The organism is Azospirillaceae bacterium, assembly GCA_028283825.1.
GTDB lineage: Bacteria > Pseudomonadota > Alphaproteobacteria > Azospirillales > Azospirillaceae > Nitrospirillum.
On the sequence record JAPWJW010000004.1, the window covers coordinates 206,905 to 221,876 of the forward strand.

13 protein-coding genes are annotated in these 14,972 nt (G+C 67.7%); 5 read left to right on the forward strand and 8 right to left on the reverse strand.

Going from position 1 to position 14,972, the window contains the following annotated elements:
- Positions 1 to 10: 10 nt before the first annotated feature.
- From efeB to PW843_25200, 3 genes are read right to left on the reverse strand one after another with little or no spacing between them, the layout of a single operon-like run.
- On the reverse strand, positions 11 to 1,297 hold the full coding sequence (efeB, locus tag PW843_25190; protein MDE1149859.1) for an iron uptake transporter deferrochelatase/peroxidase subunit: 1,287 nt from the start codon (positions 1,295 to 1,297) through the stop codon (positions 11 to 13).
- Positions 1,294 to 2,457, reverse strand: coding sequence for a hypothetical protein (locus tag PW843_25195; protein MDE1149860.1), 1,164 nt, complete (start codon positions 2,455 to 2,457; stop codon positions 1,294 to 1,296). Before PW843_25195 ends, efeB begins: the two co-directional genes overlap by 4 nt.
- Positions 2,458 to 2,470: 13 nt before the next feature.
- A complete protein-coding gene (locus tag PW843_25200) occupies positions 2,471 to 3,970 on the reverse strand; it encodes a carbohydrate porin (protein ID MDE1149861.1) in 1,500 nt (499 codons plus the stop codon).
- A gap of 311 nt (positions 3,971 to 4,281) precedes the next feature.
- Here PW843_25200 and PW843_25205 point away from each other — a divergent pair, with 311 nt between their 5' ends.
- Complete coding sequence (locus tag PW843_25205) at positions 4,282 to 5,088, forward strand: Ku protein (protein MDE1149862.1); 807 nt, start codon at positions 4,282 to 4,284, stop codon at positions 5,086 to 5,088.
- Here the strand turns inward: PW843_25205 and PW843_25210 are convergent.
- From PW843_25210 to PW843_25220, 3 genes are all read right to left on the reverse strand, one after another.
- Positions 5,079 to 5,705 carry a glutathione S-transferase gene (locus tag PW843_25210; protein MDE1149863.1) on the reverse strand — a complete coding sequence of 209 codons (627 nt, stop codon included), beginning with the start codon at positions 5,703 to 5,705 and terminating at the stop codon, positions 5,079 to 5,081. The two genes, PW843_25205 and PW843_25210, sit on opposite strands and share 10 nt — an antisense overlap.
- 61 nt (positions 5,706 to 5,766) lie before the next feature.
- Positions 5,767 to 8,277: a DNA ligase D gene (ligD, locus tag PW843_25215; GenBank protein MDE1149864.1), complete on the reverse strand. Its 2,511-nt coding sequence runs from the start codon at positions 8,275 to 8,277 to the stop codon at positions 5,767 to 5,769.
- 4 nt (positions 8,278 to 8,281) lie between these two features.
- Positions 8,282 to 9,112 (reverse strand): Ku protein, encoded by an 831-nt coding sequence (locus tag PW843_25220; GenBank protein MDE1149865.1) that lies wholly within the window; start codon positions 9,110 to 9,112, stop codon positions 8,282 to 8,284.
- A 98-nt stretch (positions 9,113 to 9,210) separates the two neighbouring features.
- Here PW843_25220 and PW843_25225 point away from each other — a divergent pair, with 98 nt between their 5' ends.
- From PW843_25225 to PW843_25235, 3 genes are all read left to right on the forward strand, one after another.
- Positions 9,211 to 10,278, forward strand: coding sequence for a putative zinc-binding peptidase (locus tag PW843_25225; GenBank protein MDE1149866.1), 1,068 nt, complete (start codon positions 9,211 to 9,213; stop codon positions 10,276 to 10,278).
- A gap of 98 nt (positions 10,279 to 10,376) precedes the next feature.
- Entirely contained in the window at positions 10,377 to 11,612 is a 1,236-nt protein-coding gene (locus PW843_25230; GenBank protein MDE1149867.1) for an ROK family protein, read from the forward strand.
- A gap of 85 nt (positions 11,613 to 11,697) precedes the next feature.
- Positions 11,698 to 13,224, forward strand: a complete 1,527-nt coding sequence (locus tag PW843_25235) for a carboxylesterase family protein (protein MDE1149868.1) — start codon at positions 11,698 to 11,700, stop codon at positions 13,222 to 13,224.
- A 4-nt stretch (positions 13,225 to 13,228) separates the two neighbouring features.
- On the opposite strand, the gene PW843_25240 is transcribed toward PW843_25235, so the two are convergent.
- Entirely contained in the window at positions 13,229 to 14,155 is a 927-nt protein-coding gene (locus PW843_25240; GenBank protein ID MDE1149869.1) for a hypothetical protein, read from the reverse strand.
- A gap of 67 nt (positions 14,156 to 14,222) precedes the next feature.
- Positions 14,223 to 14,522, reverse strand: a complete 300-nt coding sequence (locus PW843_25245; GenBank protein MDE1149870.1) for a helix-turn-helix domain-containing protein — start codon at positions 14,520 to 14,522, stop codon at positions 14,223 to 14,225.
- An 87-nt stretch (positions 14,523 to 14,609) separates the two neighbouring features.
- On the opposite strand from PW843_25245, the gene PW843_25250 reads away from it, so the two are divergent.
- A complete protein-coding gene (locus PW843_25250; protein MDE1149871.1) occupies positions 14,610 to 14,972 on the forward strand; it encodes a VOC family protein in 363 nt (120 codons plus the stop codon).

The following is a 14,972-nucleotide window of genomic DNA, read 5'->3' on the forward strand; positions in this document are numbered from 1 at the left end:
CCCGCCCGGATCACACCGCCTGGAACAGGCGCTGGCCGATATACTCTCCCTTCGCTGCCCCGCCCGGGAAGGCGAACAGGCCGCCGCCGATATGGGTGACGAACTGGTTCATCATGTCGAACTTGGCCATGGTCTCGAAAATCTTGATGAAGCCGGTGCGCGGATCGCGCTGGTAACAGACGAAGATCAGGCCGGCGTCGTATTCCATGCCCTGGTGCCAGGGTGGCCAGCGTTCGGCGGTGAAGCTGACGCCGTTGTTGTAGGAATAGGATCGCCGCAGGACCCGGGCCCCGTCATTGGTCGCCGCCGTCGCCAGCCGGACGTGGGAATTCTCGGCCAGTGCCGGATTGCCGTCGCCGTCCACGGCAGCCAGGTCGATCACCTCCGTCTCGCGTGTCTTGCCGATAGGCGCGCCGGAGTATTTGCGGCGGCCGAAGGTCTCCTCCTGGAAGGACACCTTCATGCGGTCCCAATGTTCCAGCGCCATGCGGGTGCGGCGGAAGACGCCATAACTGCCGCCCCGCATCCAGGCCGGCCCCTCCTGCCCCACCCAGACCACCTCATCCATCGCGCGGGCGTCGCCGACGGTGGGGTTGCCGGTGCCGTCCTTGAAGCCCATCAGGTTGCGGGGCGTCTTGTCGGGGCCGAAGCCACCGATGAAGCCGACCTGGGCCCAGCGGATTTCCGCTACCTCATAGGCCAGGCGCACCAACTGGCGCACGGCGTGGAAGGCCACCTGCGTGTCGTCGGCGCAGGCCTGGACCAGCAGGTCGCCGCCGGTCAGCCCTTCCACCAGCTGGTCGCCGGTGAACTTGGGCAGGTCGACGAAAGCCGCCGGCCGCTGGGCGGCGAGGCCGAAGCGGTCCTGCCCATCCTTGACGAACAGGCCGGCGCCAAAGCCGAAGGTCACCGTCAGGCGGGCGGGCGGCAGATCCATCGCCTCGCCGCTATCGCGGCCGGGGGCGTTGATATCGGCACCCATTTCCTCCGCCGTGGCGCCCGCCGCCATGCGGGCGGCGGCATCGGTCCAGCGTTGCAGCAGGGCGACGACATCCTCACGCTTGGCCGACACGATGTCGAAGGCAACCACATAGGTGTGGGCCTGGGCCGGGGTGATGATGCCGGCTTGGTGGGCGCCCCAGAAGGGCAACTTGTCGTCGACCGCAGGGGCCGGCTTGGCCGCCGCCACAGCCGGGGCCGACAGGCCGGTGGCGGCGACCAGGCCGCCAGCCGCCGCCAGGAATCCCCGCCGCGTGGCGGCGGGGCTGTCCTTGGACTCGTCGTTCACGACGCTCATTTCGCCGTCGCCTCCATCAGGGTGTTGACGTCGTCCTCGACGTAATAAAAGCCCTTGCCATCCGGCTTCATGGCGATGCCGAACAAATCGCCGTTGCCGGGCGGTGACTGCGCCTGGTCGGAATCGATCCACTGGGCGTAGATCTGCTTGCCGGCGATGGGGTCCACCTCCACCACCTGGCCGTTGCGGCCGTTGCAGACCAGCAGGTGCCCCTCCGGCGTAGTGGCCAGGGCCAGGGGCCAGGCCAGCAGGCCGTTCTCCGTCACCAGCCGGCCCTTGCCGGCGCTGTCGGTCCGGGTCAGGGCGTCGGGGATGGCGGTGATCTGGTTGTCCATGCCGTCGGTCACGTAGAGGGAACCGTCGGGGCTGAGCGCCAGGCCGGTGGGGCCGAACAGGAAGTTGTCGCGGTCCGCCCGGTGGGAGAAACCGTCGCCCACCACCGTCTGGCTGGTCAGCGCCGGGGGCTTGCCCTCCGGGATGGTCAGTTCAAGCCGCAGCACGGTTGCCTTGTGCAGGGCCACCGGATAGCCGGTCGCCGGGTCGCGGACATCGGGCGACGGCATGTCGAAACCGGCCATGCTGATGAACAGGGTGGCGTGGTCGCCGTTGTCCACCACCGCCATGTTGCCCCAGGGGCCATTGATGGTGGGCCCGGACCAGACCGACACCACCTGGCCGTTGGCCGGATCCAGCACCAGCAGGCAGCCGTCGCCCTTGGTCTTGGTGGTGCCGTCGGTGCTGGGCGTGCTGCCCACGATCACCCAGCCGGTCTTCAGCATGGTCATGGCCGTGGTCAAGCCGATGCCGCCGGGGCATTGCGCCATATGCTGGGGCAATTGCGCGAACACGCTGGTCGTCTTGGTGACGGGGTTGTAGTCGACGATGCTGCCACCCGTACCTTGCAGGTTCGACAAATTGTTGAAGTTGTCGACCAGCACGTCGTCCTTCTGGATGCGGCCGGCCGACACCGGCGCCACCACCACGGCGTAGGGGTTGAGGTCGCCGGCATCGGTGACGGTGGACGCCAGGGTGCGGTGCCGGCCGATGGTTTCCAGGAACCCGCGGGGGGCGTCGCCGGCCCAGGCGGTGGCGGTGGTGGCGGCCAGCAGCAGGGCGGCCGGGATCAGCGTCTTGAGGCGCATGGCATGGTCTTTTTTCATGGATGGTTTCCCCCTAGAACAGGATGTTGGTCCGCAGGCCCAGCACGACCTCGTTGCCGATCCGCTGGTTGGGGGAATTGGGATCGGCGACGCCGCCCCCGGGGTTGAAGACGTATTGGATGTCCGGCTGCAACTGCCACCAGGGCCTGACCTGGTACTGGTAGGTCACCTCCACGAAGGTTTCCGTGTGGCGTACTGGGGTATAGGTGCCGTCATAGAGATACTGGTCGCGGTCCAGGGCGGCCGCCTGCTGGCTGACGTGGGTGTGGCCCACGCCAATGCCCAGCGTGTCCGTGTTGCGGTAGGGCAAGGGCTGGTGCAGGACGATGCCCGCGTTCAGGGAGAAGTCGATCAGGTTGCGGTCGCTCTGCGGCGTGCCCATGATGCGGCCGAAGACGCTGAGGTTGCGGTTGTTGTCATGGCTGTCGACCCACACCATCTGGTCGGCCACGGCGTACAGCGCGAAGTCGCCATGGTGCTGGCGGGCGTTGCCGCTGCTGGCCGGATCCGCCAGGGACAGGCCGATGTCGTCATAGCGCAGATCGTCGAAATTCTCGGCGTCGTACCACACGCCCAGCTTATAGGTGCGGGCCAGCGGCGGGGTCTCATCGGGATAAACCACGCTGCCCAGGGCCGGGTAGGTGTACTGCACCTCGGCGATGGCCAGCTTGCCGCCATGGATGGGGAAGCTGGTGCCCGACGGGTTCAGCTGTTGCGGGTCGCCATTGTTGCTGGGCGCCGGGCTGCCGTTGAAGACACCGGCCAGGAAGGTCAGGTTGTCGGTGGGGCGCGCCCGGACGCGCACGCCCAGCGCCGACAGGGGATAGGCGGGGCCGCCGCCCGGCATGTCGGCCGAGGGCACCATGGGCCAGCCGAACATGGTGTTCACGAACAGCAGGGCGTTCTGGCTGACCATGAATTCCTGGTCCAGGCTCTGCTGTCCGATCTTCACGTCCAGCCGATCCTCTTCCAGGAATTTCTGCTGGTACCACAGTTCCCATAGACGCACGGAGCGGTCGGATTCGATGCCGCTGGCCGTCTGCAGGGTTTGCAGATTGTCGGTGCTGAGGTTGCGGCCGTGGAGGTAGAGGGCGCTGGCGTTGAAGGTGCCGCCGTACAGGCCGAACGCGCGGTTGGTGTCCATCTGCAGGGTCGCCGTGGTCAGCCCGTCATACTCGAAACCCTTGCGGCTGCCGCCGGTCACGTTGCCCAGGACCTCACTGGTCTCCTGGATGCCCAGCGACATGCCGTAACGGCTGAGGAAGGTGCGCAGACCCCACATGTCACCCAGCATGTAGTTGCTGCGCCCCAGCGTCTGGACGAAGGCGAAAGGGCCGCCGTCGGTCTGGCCGTTCTGGTAGGCGTCGGGATCCACCGGAATGACCATGGGCGGGGGTGCCGCCAGTGCGGCGCCGGCCAGCGTCGTCATCCAGGCGCCCACCGCCGTGCTGAAGGCATACGCCACCCTTCGGCGCCGGCAGGCCCGGCCGCGCCGCTTTGCATCCTTGTCCATGTGAGGTTCCCTAATCTTTCTTAGTACGAATGACAGTCGTTCTCATTTGCGATTAGGGTTAGTCGCCGGCGGCAGGGCCGTCAATGGCAGGAACAAGTCACAGACTGCGGCGTAATGTCGCCATTACTGTCATATAATTAACAAATACTTTATAATCAAAATCGCAAACATGATTTGCCGCGCAATCATTCACCGTGATCACTTGGAATCGCGCGACGAGTCTTTCATGGGGTGTTGGGGGAACCGGCCGCGATGGTGGGGAGTTTCCTGGGGTCGACACCCCTTCCCCCTGCGCAAGGAAGACCATCCCGATGGCGCCGCGTTCCTTCTGGAAAGGCTATCTCAAGCTGTCGCTGGTCACCTGCCAGGTGGCCATGGTGCCGGCCACGTCGGAGAACGGGAAGGTCCGCTTCCACACCCTGAACCGCGCCACTGGCAACCGGGTGGTCAGCCGTTACGTCGATGCCGTCACCGGCAAACCGGTGGATGAGGATGACGAGGCCAAGGGTTATCCAAGGGGCGAAGACGATTACCTGATCCTGGAGGATGACGAACTGGACGCGGTGGCGCTGGAAAGCACCCGCACCATCGATATCGAGATGTTCGTGCCACACGATGCGGTGGAATGGATCTGGTACGACACACCCCACTACCTGACCCCCGCCGACAAGGTGGGGGCGGAGGCGTTCAGCGTCATCCGCGACGCCATGGCGGCCACGGGCAAGGTCGGTATTTCCCGCCTGGTGATGTACCGGCGGGAACGGGCGGTGATGCTGGAACCCCATGGGGCGGGCATCGTCGTCTGGACGTTGCGCTATGGCGATGAGGTGCGTGATCCCGCCGGCTACTTCGGCGGCATCGGCGAAGAGAAGCCGGAGGGCAAGCTGCTGTCGCTGGTGAAGACCCTGATCGAGGAACGCACCACCGGGTGGGATCCGGCCATGGTGACGGACCCTGTGCAGGACCGGTTGCTGGACATCATCGCCGCCAAGAAGAAGGGCCGCAAACGGCCGGCCAAGGCCAAGGTGGCCAAAGCGGATGAGGCGCCCAGCAACGTCATCAACATCATGGACGCCCTGAAGAAAAGCCTGGCCGCCGAGAAGTCGCGTCAGCTGTAGGGCACGGCCTTGAATTCCGGCAGCGCTTCCGCCAGCCGCGACAGGCCGGCCAGGGCGGGGTGGTCCTCAGGACTGACCAGGTCGGCCACTATGTCCTGGGTGAAGTACCAGGCGACGGCGGCGGTGATGCCGGCCTGCGACGGCCGGCCGGGCCCGACCCACAAGGCGGCCTCCCCCGCTTCCGTTTCCAGTTCAGCTTCCAGCAGGCGATAGGCGGTCACCCCCTGGGCGCGCACCCGGTCGATCCAGGGCTGGTGGCGCCGTTCCTCCGGCCGCAGGTTCAGTTCATACATCACCTGCACCGTCTTCTCACACGCGGCGAGCGCCAGGCCGATGATGCGCTGGCCACGCAAGTAAGCGGCGGGATTGGTGGGCGTCAGGCGCCTGTCGGCCGGCACCAGGCGTTCCAGGTAGTCCAGGATCAGGGTGCTGTCCATCAGCACCGTGCCGTCGTCCAGCACCAGGGTGGGCGCCTTGACCACCGGGTTGATGGCGGCGAAGGCATCGTAATGCCGGAAGACGGACACCTGCTCATGGGTATAGGGCAGGCCCATCGCCGTCAGGGAGATGGCCACGCGGCGCGCATAGGGGGAGTCCGACATTCCGATGAGGCGCATGGGGCGGTTCCTTGGTTCCAGTGTACCGCCATTCTGCCCGTACCGCCGTGGGTTGCAAGGATCACCGCTTGCCGCGCGCAACGCCCTTGTCCGCCAGCGGGCGGGCCGCCGCGCGAAAATCGGCCCAGGGGTCGGCCGCCAGGCTGTCCAGCCGGTTGGGCGCCGTCGCCACGGTGAAGAAATTGGGCCCGATGGCCGGTCCCAACTCATCCCACGCCAGGGGCATGGCGACGGGGGCGCCCGGCCGCGCCCGGGTGGAATAGGGTGCCACCGCCATGGCGCCGCGCTGGTTGCGCAAATAGTCCACCAGGATGCGGCCATGCCGCTTGGACTTGGTGATGGTGGCGACGAAGCGGTCCGGGCTGTCGGCGGCCATGGCCGCCGCGATCCCCTTGGTGAAGGCTTTCGCCGCCGCCCAATCCGCCTTGGGCTTCAAGGGAGCCACCACGTGCAGGCCCTTGCCGCCGCTGGTCTTGACGAAGGCGGCCAGGCCCGCCGCCTCCAGCCTGTCCTTCGCCTCGCGCGCCGCTTCGATCACCGTTTCCCAGGCCACACCGTCGCCGGGGTCCAGATCCAGGGTTATGGTGTCGGGCCGTTCCCAATCGGCCAGGGCGCAGCCCCAGGGGTGGATCTCCAGCACGGCCGCCTGCACCAGGCCGATCAGCCCGTCCAGATCGTTGATGGCGATCAGCGCGCCTTCGTCCGCTGCCGCCGGATCCGGCACCTGGACGATGGCACGGTTCAGGCCCTTCCAGGCGTGCTTCTGGAAAAACATCTCCCCCGCCACCCCAGTCGGACAGCGCAGCAGGGCCAGCGGCCGGCCGACGATGTGGGGGGCGATGAAACGCCAGACCCGGGCGTAATAATCCGCCAGGCCTTCCTTGGTGACGCCGGCATCGGGCCAATACAGCCGGTCGGGATGGGTCAGCTTGACGGTGGTGGACGGCATGGCGGGCTTTCGGGCGGGTGCCCCGGCCGGGGCCTTGGCGGGCGCCTCGCGCTTCACGTCGCGGGGATCCTTGTCCTCGCGCAGGCCACGGAAGGCGGCATGGCGGATGTTGCCATCGCCGGTCCAACTGCGGAAGTCCACTTCCGCCACCAGATCCGGCTTCACATAGCGCACCTGGCGCCGTTCCTCCGCCGTCAGCGCGTCATCGAACGGGCTGGCCGACACGCGCATGGCATCCAGCCGGCGGAACAGATCCTCCGCCACCGCGGCGCTGTAGCCGGTGCCGACGCGCCCGACATGCATCAGCGCGTCACCGTCATAGACACCCAGGACCAGGGACCCGATGGCGCGGCGCGCGGTGGTGGAGGGCACATACCCCGCCACCACGAATTCCTGGCGGTTGCCGCACTTGGACTTCACCCAGCCCTTGCCCCGGCCTGGGCGATAGGCGGCATCGCGCACCTTGGAGACGATGCCCTCCAGGCTCAGGCGGCAAGCGTGGCGCAGCACCAGGCCGCCGGCCTCATCGAAATGTTCGCTGTAGTGCAGGATGCCGCCGTCCCCCTCTTCCGCCATCAGGTCGCGTAACGCGCCTTTCCGCTCCTCCAGCCCCAAGCCCGTCAAATCCCGGCCGTCCAGGTGCAGCAGGTCGAAGGCGTAGAAGGCGAAACGGTCGTTCCGTCCCGCGCTGAGGTCGGCTTGCAGGGCGGAGAAGTCGGTGGTGCCGGCCGCCGTTTCCACCACCAGTTCGCCGTCGATCAGCGCCGTCCTGGCCGGCAGGGCCTTCAGGGCGTCGGGCACCAATCGGCCGAACTTGCGGGTCCAGTCCAGCCCGGTACGGGTCAGCAGTGTGACCCGGCCGCCGTCGATGCGCGCCTGCAAGCGATAGCCGTCGAACTTGATCTCATGGACCCAGCGGTCGCCCGTGGGGGGCTTGGCCACCAGCGTGGCCAGGGCGGGTTCCACGAAGTCCGGCAGGACGCCGGCCTTGGCACCCTTCCCATGCGGTTTGTCTTCAGCTTTGCTGATCTTCCCGGTCTTGGACGACCAGCCCGGCGCCTCCCCCGCCACATCGGCGATCTGGCGCCCGGTTTTCACCGATTCCGGCCGGTCCTTCAGGATGTCGCTGTCGTCGGGCGTGCGCGCCGCCGCATCCTCCCCCTTGATCAGCAGCCAATTCTCGCGTTTCTCGCCCGGCCGGCCGTGCATGCGCACCAGATGCCAGTGACCGCCCAGCTTTTCCCCATGCAGTTCGAAATCCAGGTGGCCCTTGGCGTACCCCTTGGCGGCGTCGCCGATGGGTGTCCATTCCCCCCGGTCCCAGACGATGACGGTGCCGCCGCCATACTCGCCCTGCGGGATGGTGCCTTCGAAGTCGCCATAGTCCAGCGGGTGGTCCTCGACATGCACGGCCAGGCGCTTTTCGCCCGGCACCAGGCTGGGGCCCCGCGTCACCGCCCAGCTTTTCAGCACGCCGTCCATCTCCAGCCGGAAATCGTAATGCAGGCGGCGGGCGTTGTGCTTCTGGATGACGAAGCTGTGCCCCGCCTTGCGACCCTTGCGGCCCCTTGGTTCCGGCGTGGCCTTGAAGTCGCGCTTCTGGTGATAGGTCTCAAGCGCCATGGGCTCAGCCCGCTTTCCGCGTGGGTGCTACCGCCTTGCGGGGCTTGGCCTTGGATGCCCGGCCCAGCCCGGCGCTTTCGCGCAGGGCCGCCATCAGGTCGGTGGTCTTCTTCGGCGGGGCGCGCTTGCGGGTTGGCGGGGCCTTACCCTCCAGCTTGGCCTTCACCAGGTCGGCCAGCGCCGCCTCATAGCGGTCGTCGAAGTCCCTCGGGTCGAACGTGCCCTTCTTGGTGGCGATGATGTGCTTGGCCAGATCCAGCATCTCGCCCTTGATCTTCAAATCGTCGATGTCGCCGAACGCCTCCTGGGCCGACCGCACCTCATAATCGAAGTTCAGGGTGGTGGCGATCAGGCCGGGCCCGTGGGGGCGGATCAGGACGGTGCGCACGCGGCGGAACAGCACGGTGCTGGCCAGGGCAGCCACCTTCTTCAGGCGCATGCCCTCGCGGATCAGGGCGAAGGCCTCATCGGCATGGCGGTCGGCGGGGGTCAGGTAATAGGGCTTGTCGAAATACAGATCGTCGATGTCACCGCAGGGGATGAAGGCGGATATCTCCAGCGTCTTGTCGCTGTCGGGCAGGGCCGCCGCCACCTCTTCCGGTTCCAGGACGACATAGTCGCCCTGCCCCACCTCATACCCCTTCACCTGGTCGTCCCGTTCCACCAGGCGGCCGGTGTCGCTGTCCACGAACTGGCGGTGCACCCGGTGGCCGGTCGCCCGGTTGACGGTGTGGAAGGCGATGCGCTCACTGGCCGAGGCGGCGGTGTGCAACGCCACCGGGCAGGTCACCTCACCCACCTTCAGGAACCCCTTCCAATTCGCCCTGGGTGCCACGCCGCCGTCCTCCTATCCTGGAACAGGCAGAACCGGGAACCGCCGGTCACGGTTCCCGGTTCTGCTGGGCGCGCGAAAAGAACGACGGAGAAGCGACGGTGAAGCTGTTCAATTGCCAGGCTTGCGGACAGTTGCTGTATTTCGAGAACCGCGTCTGTGAACGCTGCGGCCACCCGCTGGGCTATCTGCCCGACGACGACAGGATGCACGCGCTGGAGGCGGAGGACGGCGCCTGGCATGCCCTGGGGGCGCCGGAACACCTCTACAAGTTCTGCGCCAATGCGGATCTCGACGCCTGCAACTGGCTGATCCCGGCGGGGCATGAGGAAACCTTGTGCGCCGCCTGCCGCCACAACCGCACCATCCCCGACGTGTCCGCCCCCGACAGCCTGGTGCGCTGGCGCAAGATCGAACTGGCCAAGCACCGGCTGTTCTACACCCTGATCAAGCTGCGCCTGCCGCTGGTCAACCGCGTGGACGATCCCGAGACCGGCCTGGCCTTCGACTTCCTGGAAGACCCACCTGATAGCGCTGTCATGACAGGACATGACAACGGCCTGATCACCCTGGCGCTGACGGAGGCCGACGATGCGGAGCGGGAGGTGCGCCGCACCCGCCTGCACGAACCCTATCGCACCCTGCTGGGCCATTTCCGGCATGAGGTCGGCCATTATTACTGGGACCGGCTGGTGCGCGATGAAGGCCGGCTGGACGCCTGCCGCGCCGTCTTCGGCGATGAGCGCGAGGATTATGGTGCCGCCTTGCAGCGCCATTACGACCAGGGCGCGCCGGCCGGCTGGCAGCAGACCTACATCAGCGCCTATGCCACCTCCCATCCCTGGGAGGATTTCGCCGAGACCTGGGCGCATTACCTGCACATCGTCGACACCCTGGAAACGGCGCGCGCCTTCGGCATCCGCGTCCGGCCGGCGCAGGACCGCACCGGCGACCTGTCCACCCAGGTGGACTTCGACCCCTACCGCCACGGCACCATCGGGGCCATGGTGGACGCCTGGCTGCCCATCGCCTTCGCCGTCAACAACATCAACCGCAGCATGGGCCAGACCGACGTCTACCCCTTCATCCTGACGGAGGCGGTGATCGCCAAGCTGGGCTTCATCCACGACCTGATCGGCGCCGACCGGACCGCGTCCCCTCTGTCCTGACAGGACAGATGCAATTTTTTATTGTGTCTCGGCGATTGTCTTAAGGCCGTTCCCCGTATTAACTGACAAGGTTGTCGGAAAACGGGAGGGACCAGGACATGGCAGCGCCGGAGGGATACGCCCCAGCGGACCTGATGCAGGCCATCGCCCCCAGCCTGTCCGGCACCAACCTGGAACGGGCGGGCGATCACAACCAGCGCGTGACCCTGCAGGCCATCCGCGTCGGCGGCCAGACCACCCGCGCCGGCCTGGTGGAGGTGACGGGCCTGACGCCGCCCGCCATCGCCAACATCACCAAGCGCCTGCTGGCCGAGGGCCTGATCCTGGAGGCGGGCCGCCAGCACGGCGGGCGCGGCCAGCCGGCCATCGTGCTGGAGATGAACCCCGACGGCTGCTTTTCCATCGGCGTCAACATTGATCGCGACCACATCACCGTGCTGGCGCTGGACCTGCTGGGCAATGTCCGCGCCCGGTCGTCACGGGAGATCGACTTCGCCCCGCCGGAGGTGGTGGCCCGGTTCTTCCGGGAAGAGGTCACGGCCATGCTGGCGCGGCCGGACCTGCCGGCCGGGCGCTTCATCGGCATTGGCGTGGCGGTGCCGGACGACATCGGCCGGGTCAACCTGGCCCGCTGGCCCGAGGCCTACGCCGCCTGGCGCGACGTCAATATCGCCAGCCTGTTCCGGGGCATGCTGCCCGTGCCCCTGCCGGTGTTCGTGGAGAACGACGCCACCGCCGCGGCGCTGGGCGAATTGCAGTTCGGCCACGGCCTGCGCCACCGCACCTTCTTCTACATCCTGATCAGCGGCGGGCTGGGCGGCGGCATCATCATCGACGGCGTCCATTTCCGCGGCGCCCGGGGCCGCAGCGGCGAGATCGGCTTCCTGCCCATCCGCTCCCCCCGCACCGATGCCCGCACCTTGCAGGAGGCGGTGTCCCTGTCCGCCCTGTATGACCTGCTGGCCAAGGCCGGACATGCCGTGTCCCAGCCGGACCAGCTGGCGGCGTTGCGCGGCACGGCGGCGCAAGGCGTGGTGGACGGGTGGGTCGACCTGGCAGCCGATCTGATGACCGACCCGCTGATCGCCACCACCTGCCTGGTGAACCCCGACGCCATCTTCCTGGGCGGCCGGCTGCCCGCCGACCTGGTGGACAGGCTGGCCGCCGCCCTGAACCAGCGCCTGGGCCGGCATGTCGACGTCATTCCGGAAGTGGCACCCGTGCTGCGCGGCGCCATGGCGGCCGATGCCCCCGCCATCGGCGCCGGCATGCTGCCCTTCAACGACCGGCTGCTGCCCACCCGCAGCGCGCTGATGAAGACGGCCGAGGACTGATCCCTGTCGCGTCTCTTTGTCATCCCTGGTTGACACCGCTGTCAGGCTTGCGGCTTGATGCGGCATAAGAAACGGGAGGATGGTCATGGGTACGCGACTTCGTTCGATCCGACACGCTGCGGCATTGCTGGCCGGCGCCTGGCTGACGATGGCCCCCATGGTCCAGGCCGCTGAGGGCCCCACCGTCACCACGACCGGCGGCACGGTGCAGGGGGAAAGCCTGCAACACGGCGGCGCCCTGTTCCGGGGCATTCCCTTCGCCCAGCCGCCGGTGGCCAATTTGCGCTGGCAGCCGCCGCAGCCCATCCGCTGGACCGGCGTGCGCCCCGCCACCCAATCCGCCGTCCCCTGCCTGCAAAGCGCCTATGGCTGGAACGACAAGGACGCCGCCCGCAGTGCGGAGGACTGCCTGTACCTGGACGTGCGCACCCCGGCCTTGACGCCGCCCAAGGCCCTGCCGGTCATGGTGTGGATCCACGGCGGCGCCAACCGCGCCGGCTCCGGCGGGGGATATTCCCTGTCCACCCTGACCGATCAGGGCGTGGTGCTGGTGACGGTGCAATACCGCCTGGACCTCTTCGGCTTCCTGTCGTTGCCGGAATTGACGGCGCAGTCGCCGGCCCACGCCTCGGGCAACTACGGCCTCATGGACCAGATCGCGGCCTTGCGCTGGGTGCGCGACAACATCGCCCGCTTCGGTGGCGACCCGGCCAACGTCACCATCTTCGGCGAATCCGCCGGCAGCCAGGACGTGGGCCTGCTGATGCTGTCGCCCCAGGCGCGCGGCCTGTTCACCAAGGCGATCGAACAGAGCGGCACGGCGGGATTTGGCGTCGCCCCCCGCACCCTGGCGGAGAATGAGGCCCTGGGCCGCGATCTGCTGGCCAAGGCCGGCGCCAAGGATTTGGCGCAGTTGCGGGCCATGCCGGGCCGCGACCTGCTGAATGCTGCCGCCCCCCTGATCCCGCCCACACCGGACGCCAGTTTCATCTGGTTGCAGGCGGTGGTGGACGGCCAGGTGCTGACCGAAACCCCGGCCCAGGCGCTGGCCCAGGGCCACCAGGCGCCGGTCCCCCTGATGATCGGCGCCAACGCCCGCGAACTGGGCCTGCACGGCGGGCCGGAGGCGGTGGTGCCCACCATCCGCCGGGAATTCGGCACCAACGCCGACAGGGCGATGGCTTTCTATGGCATCAAGGACGGCCAGGTACCGGCGCCGGACCCGCGCCTGGGTGACACCGCCACGCAGTTGGCCAGCGACCTTACCTTCCGCTGCCCCTCACTGGCCGTCGCCACCTGGCAGGCGGCGACGGGCGTGCCGGTCTGGGTCTATCACTTCGACCATGACCCGGCGCAAGGGCCCGTCAGCCACGGCAGCGACCTGCCCTTCGTCTTCAGCGGCCAGCCCGCCGGCAAGCCGGGCGACGACCGCCCCACCCTGCCCCGCTACTGGGCCAACTTCGCCCGCACCGGCAACCCGAACGGGACGGACCTGACGCCCTGGCCCGCCTTCGCCGCCGCCAAGGGTTACCTGGAGTTCAGCAACGCCGGCCCGGTCGCCAAGGCCGATTTGCGCGGCCCCATTTGCGGGCTGCTGACGCCCCGGGCGTGAGCCGCTATTTCGCCGCGAAACGATCCCCCGGCCCCGGACGCAATGCCTTCAACTGGACCGCCGCGGCCGTGTCACCCAGCAGGGTGGCCCGCCAGAACAGGGCGGTGGCCCGGGTGATCGTCTCCACCATCCCGGGCGAGGGGGTGGCCTGGGGCCGTTCCAGCGTCTGCCCGTTCAGCATCATGTGGGTGGCGCCGTCGATGATCAGCAGGTCCTTGCCCCCAGCCGGCATCGCCGCATAGGGCCTGAGCCTGTCTTGCGCGGTGGCACCGTTGAGCGACGGCACCGCATCCCGCGTGCCGGTGACGGTGAAGAAGGGGATCCCGATGCCGCCAAAGGCCGTGGCGTCATCCACCCCCTGTGACGGCTGGGGGCTGAATGCGATCGACGCCTTGATCCGGGGATCCCGCATCACGGGCGCGCCGGCGTATACCCCGCCGGAGACGGCCAAGGTCGTCTGGGCGCCGAAGCTGTGGCCCGACATGCCGACCTTGCCCATATCGGCGCGGCCAAGATCGCACGGGCCGACGTGGCCGCCCATGGCGATGCGGTCCAGCACGAAATGCACATCGCCGGCGCGGGCCTGAAGCTGTTCCACGTTCATGCCGCCCCGCATCGCCAGCAGGGGTCGCGCCTGGCCCCTCCAGAGCGCCGTATCGCTGCCGGCGTGCTGGATGTTGACGGTGATGAAGCCTGCAACGGCCCAAGCATCCACCCAATCGGTGCCGGAATCCAGCGAACCGCCCAGGCCGTGGCTGAACAGGATGACCGGCGCCTTGTCGGCACCCACCGGCATGCGGATACGGACGGGGACCGATCGGCCGCCGCGGCCCGGATCGGTCCAGGTCGCCTCGCAAATCTGGACGGTCGGAGCCGCCTGGGCGGCAACAGGGAGAAGAAGCAGGAAGAGGAAAGCGAAGGCGCGGACCATGACCGGTTCCCTGGATCGGATGACACCGTCTATAGTACGCACCAACCCGGCCATCGGTTCCGCGTCCCTAACCCCGGCGGTCGCGCCAGGGGAACAGCGGTTCCACCGTCGCGGCCTCCGTCGTCCGGGTGCGGCTGATGCGCGCCAGTCCGCGTCCGGCAAGGTGGCGCAACGCATCCTGCACCGCCCGCTTGGACAGGCCCGTGCGTTCCGCCATTTCGGCGTGGCTCAGCATGACACGGCCACCAGCGGCGTCGGCCACCAGCGCCAGATAGACCAGATAGGCGGACGGACGGTGGTCGTGGCCCACCAGGTCGCGCATCAGCGTATCCAGGATATAACGGTCGATCTCAGTCACGGCATCCATTGCCATAGCAATGCCTGCTTATCTACCCGCATTCAAGCGGCACATGTTTTAGTGGTGAAACCACCACCAGGACGGAAGGCAACGGGCATGATCAGGCATCTGAAATTCGTCGGAATTCCCACCGGGGACCAGGACCGCGCCCTGGCGTTCTGGACGGAAAAGATGGGCTTCAAGGTCGCGACCGACCAGCCGATGGGCCCTCAGCGCTGGATCGAGCTGACCATCCCCGGGGCGCAGACGGGGGTGGTCCTGTTCACGCCGGAGGGGCATGAGGATCGCGTGGGCACCTTCTTCAACGGCAGCTTCCATTGCGACGACCTGGACTACACCTATGCCAAGCTGGTGGAACGGGGCGTGACCTTCCTGTCCGGCATCGAAAAACAGCCGTGGGGAAGTTACGCCCGGTTCCAGGATCCGGACGGCAACACCTTCGTGCTGTCCAGCCGCTGA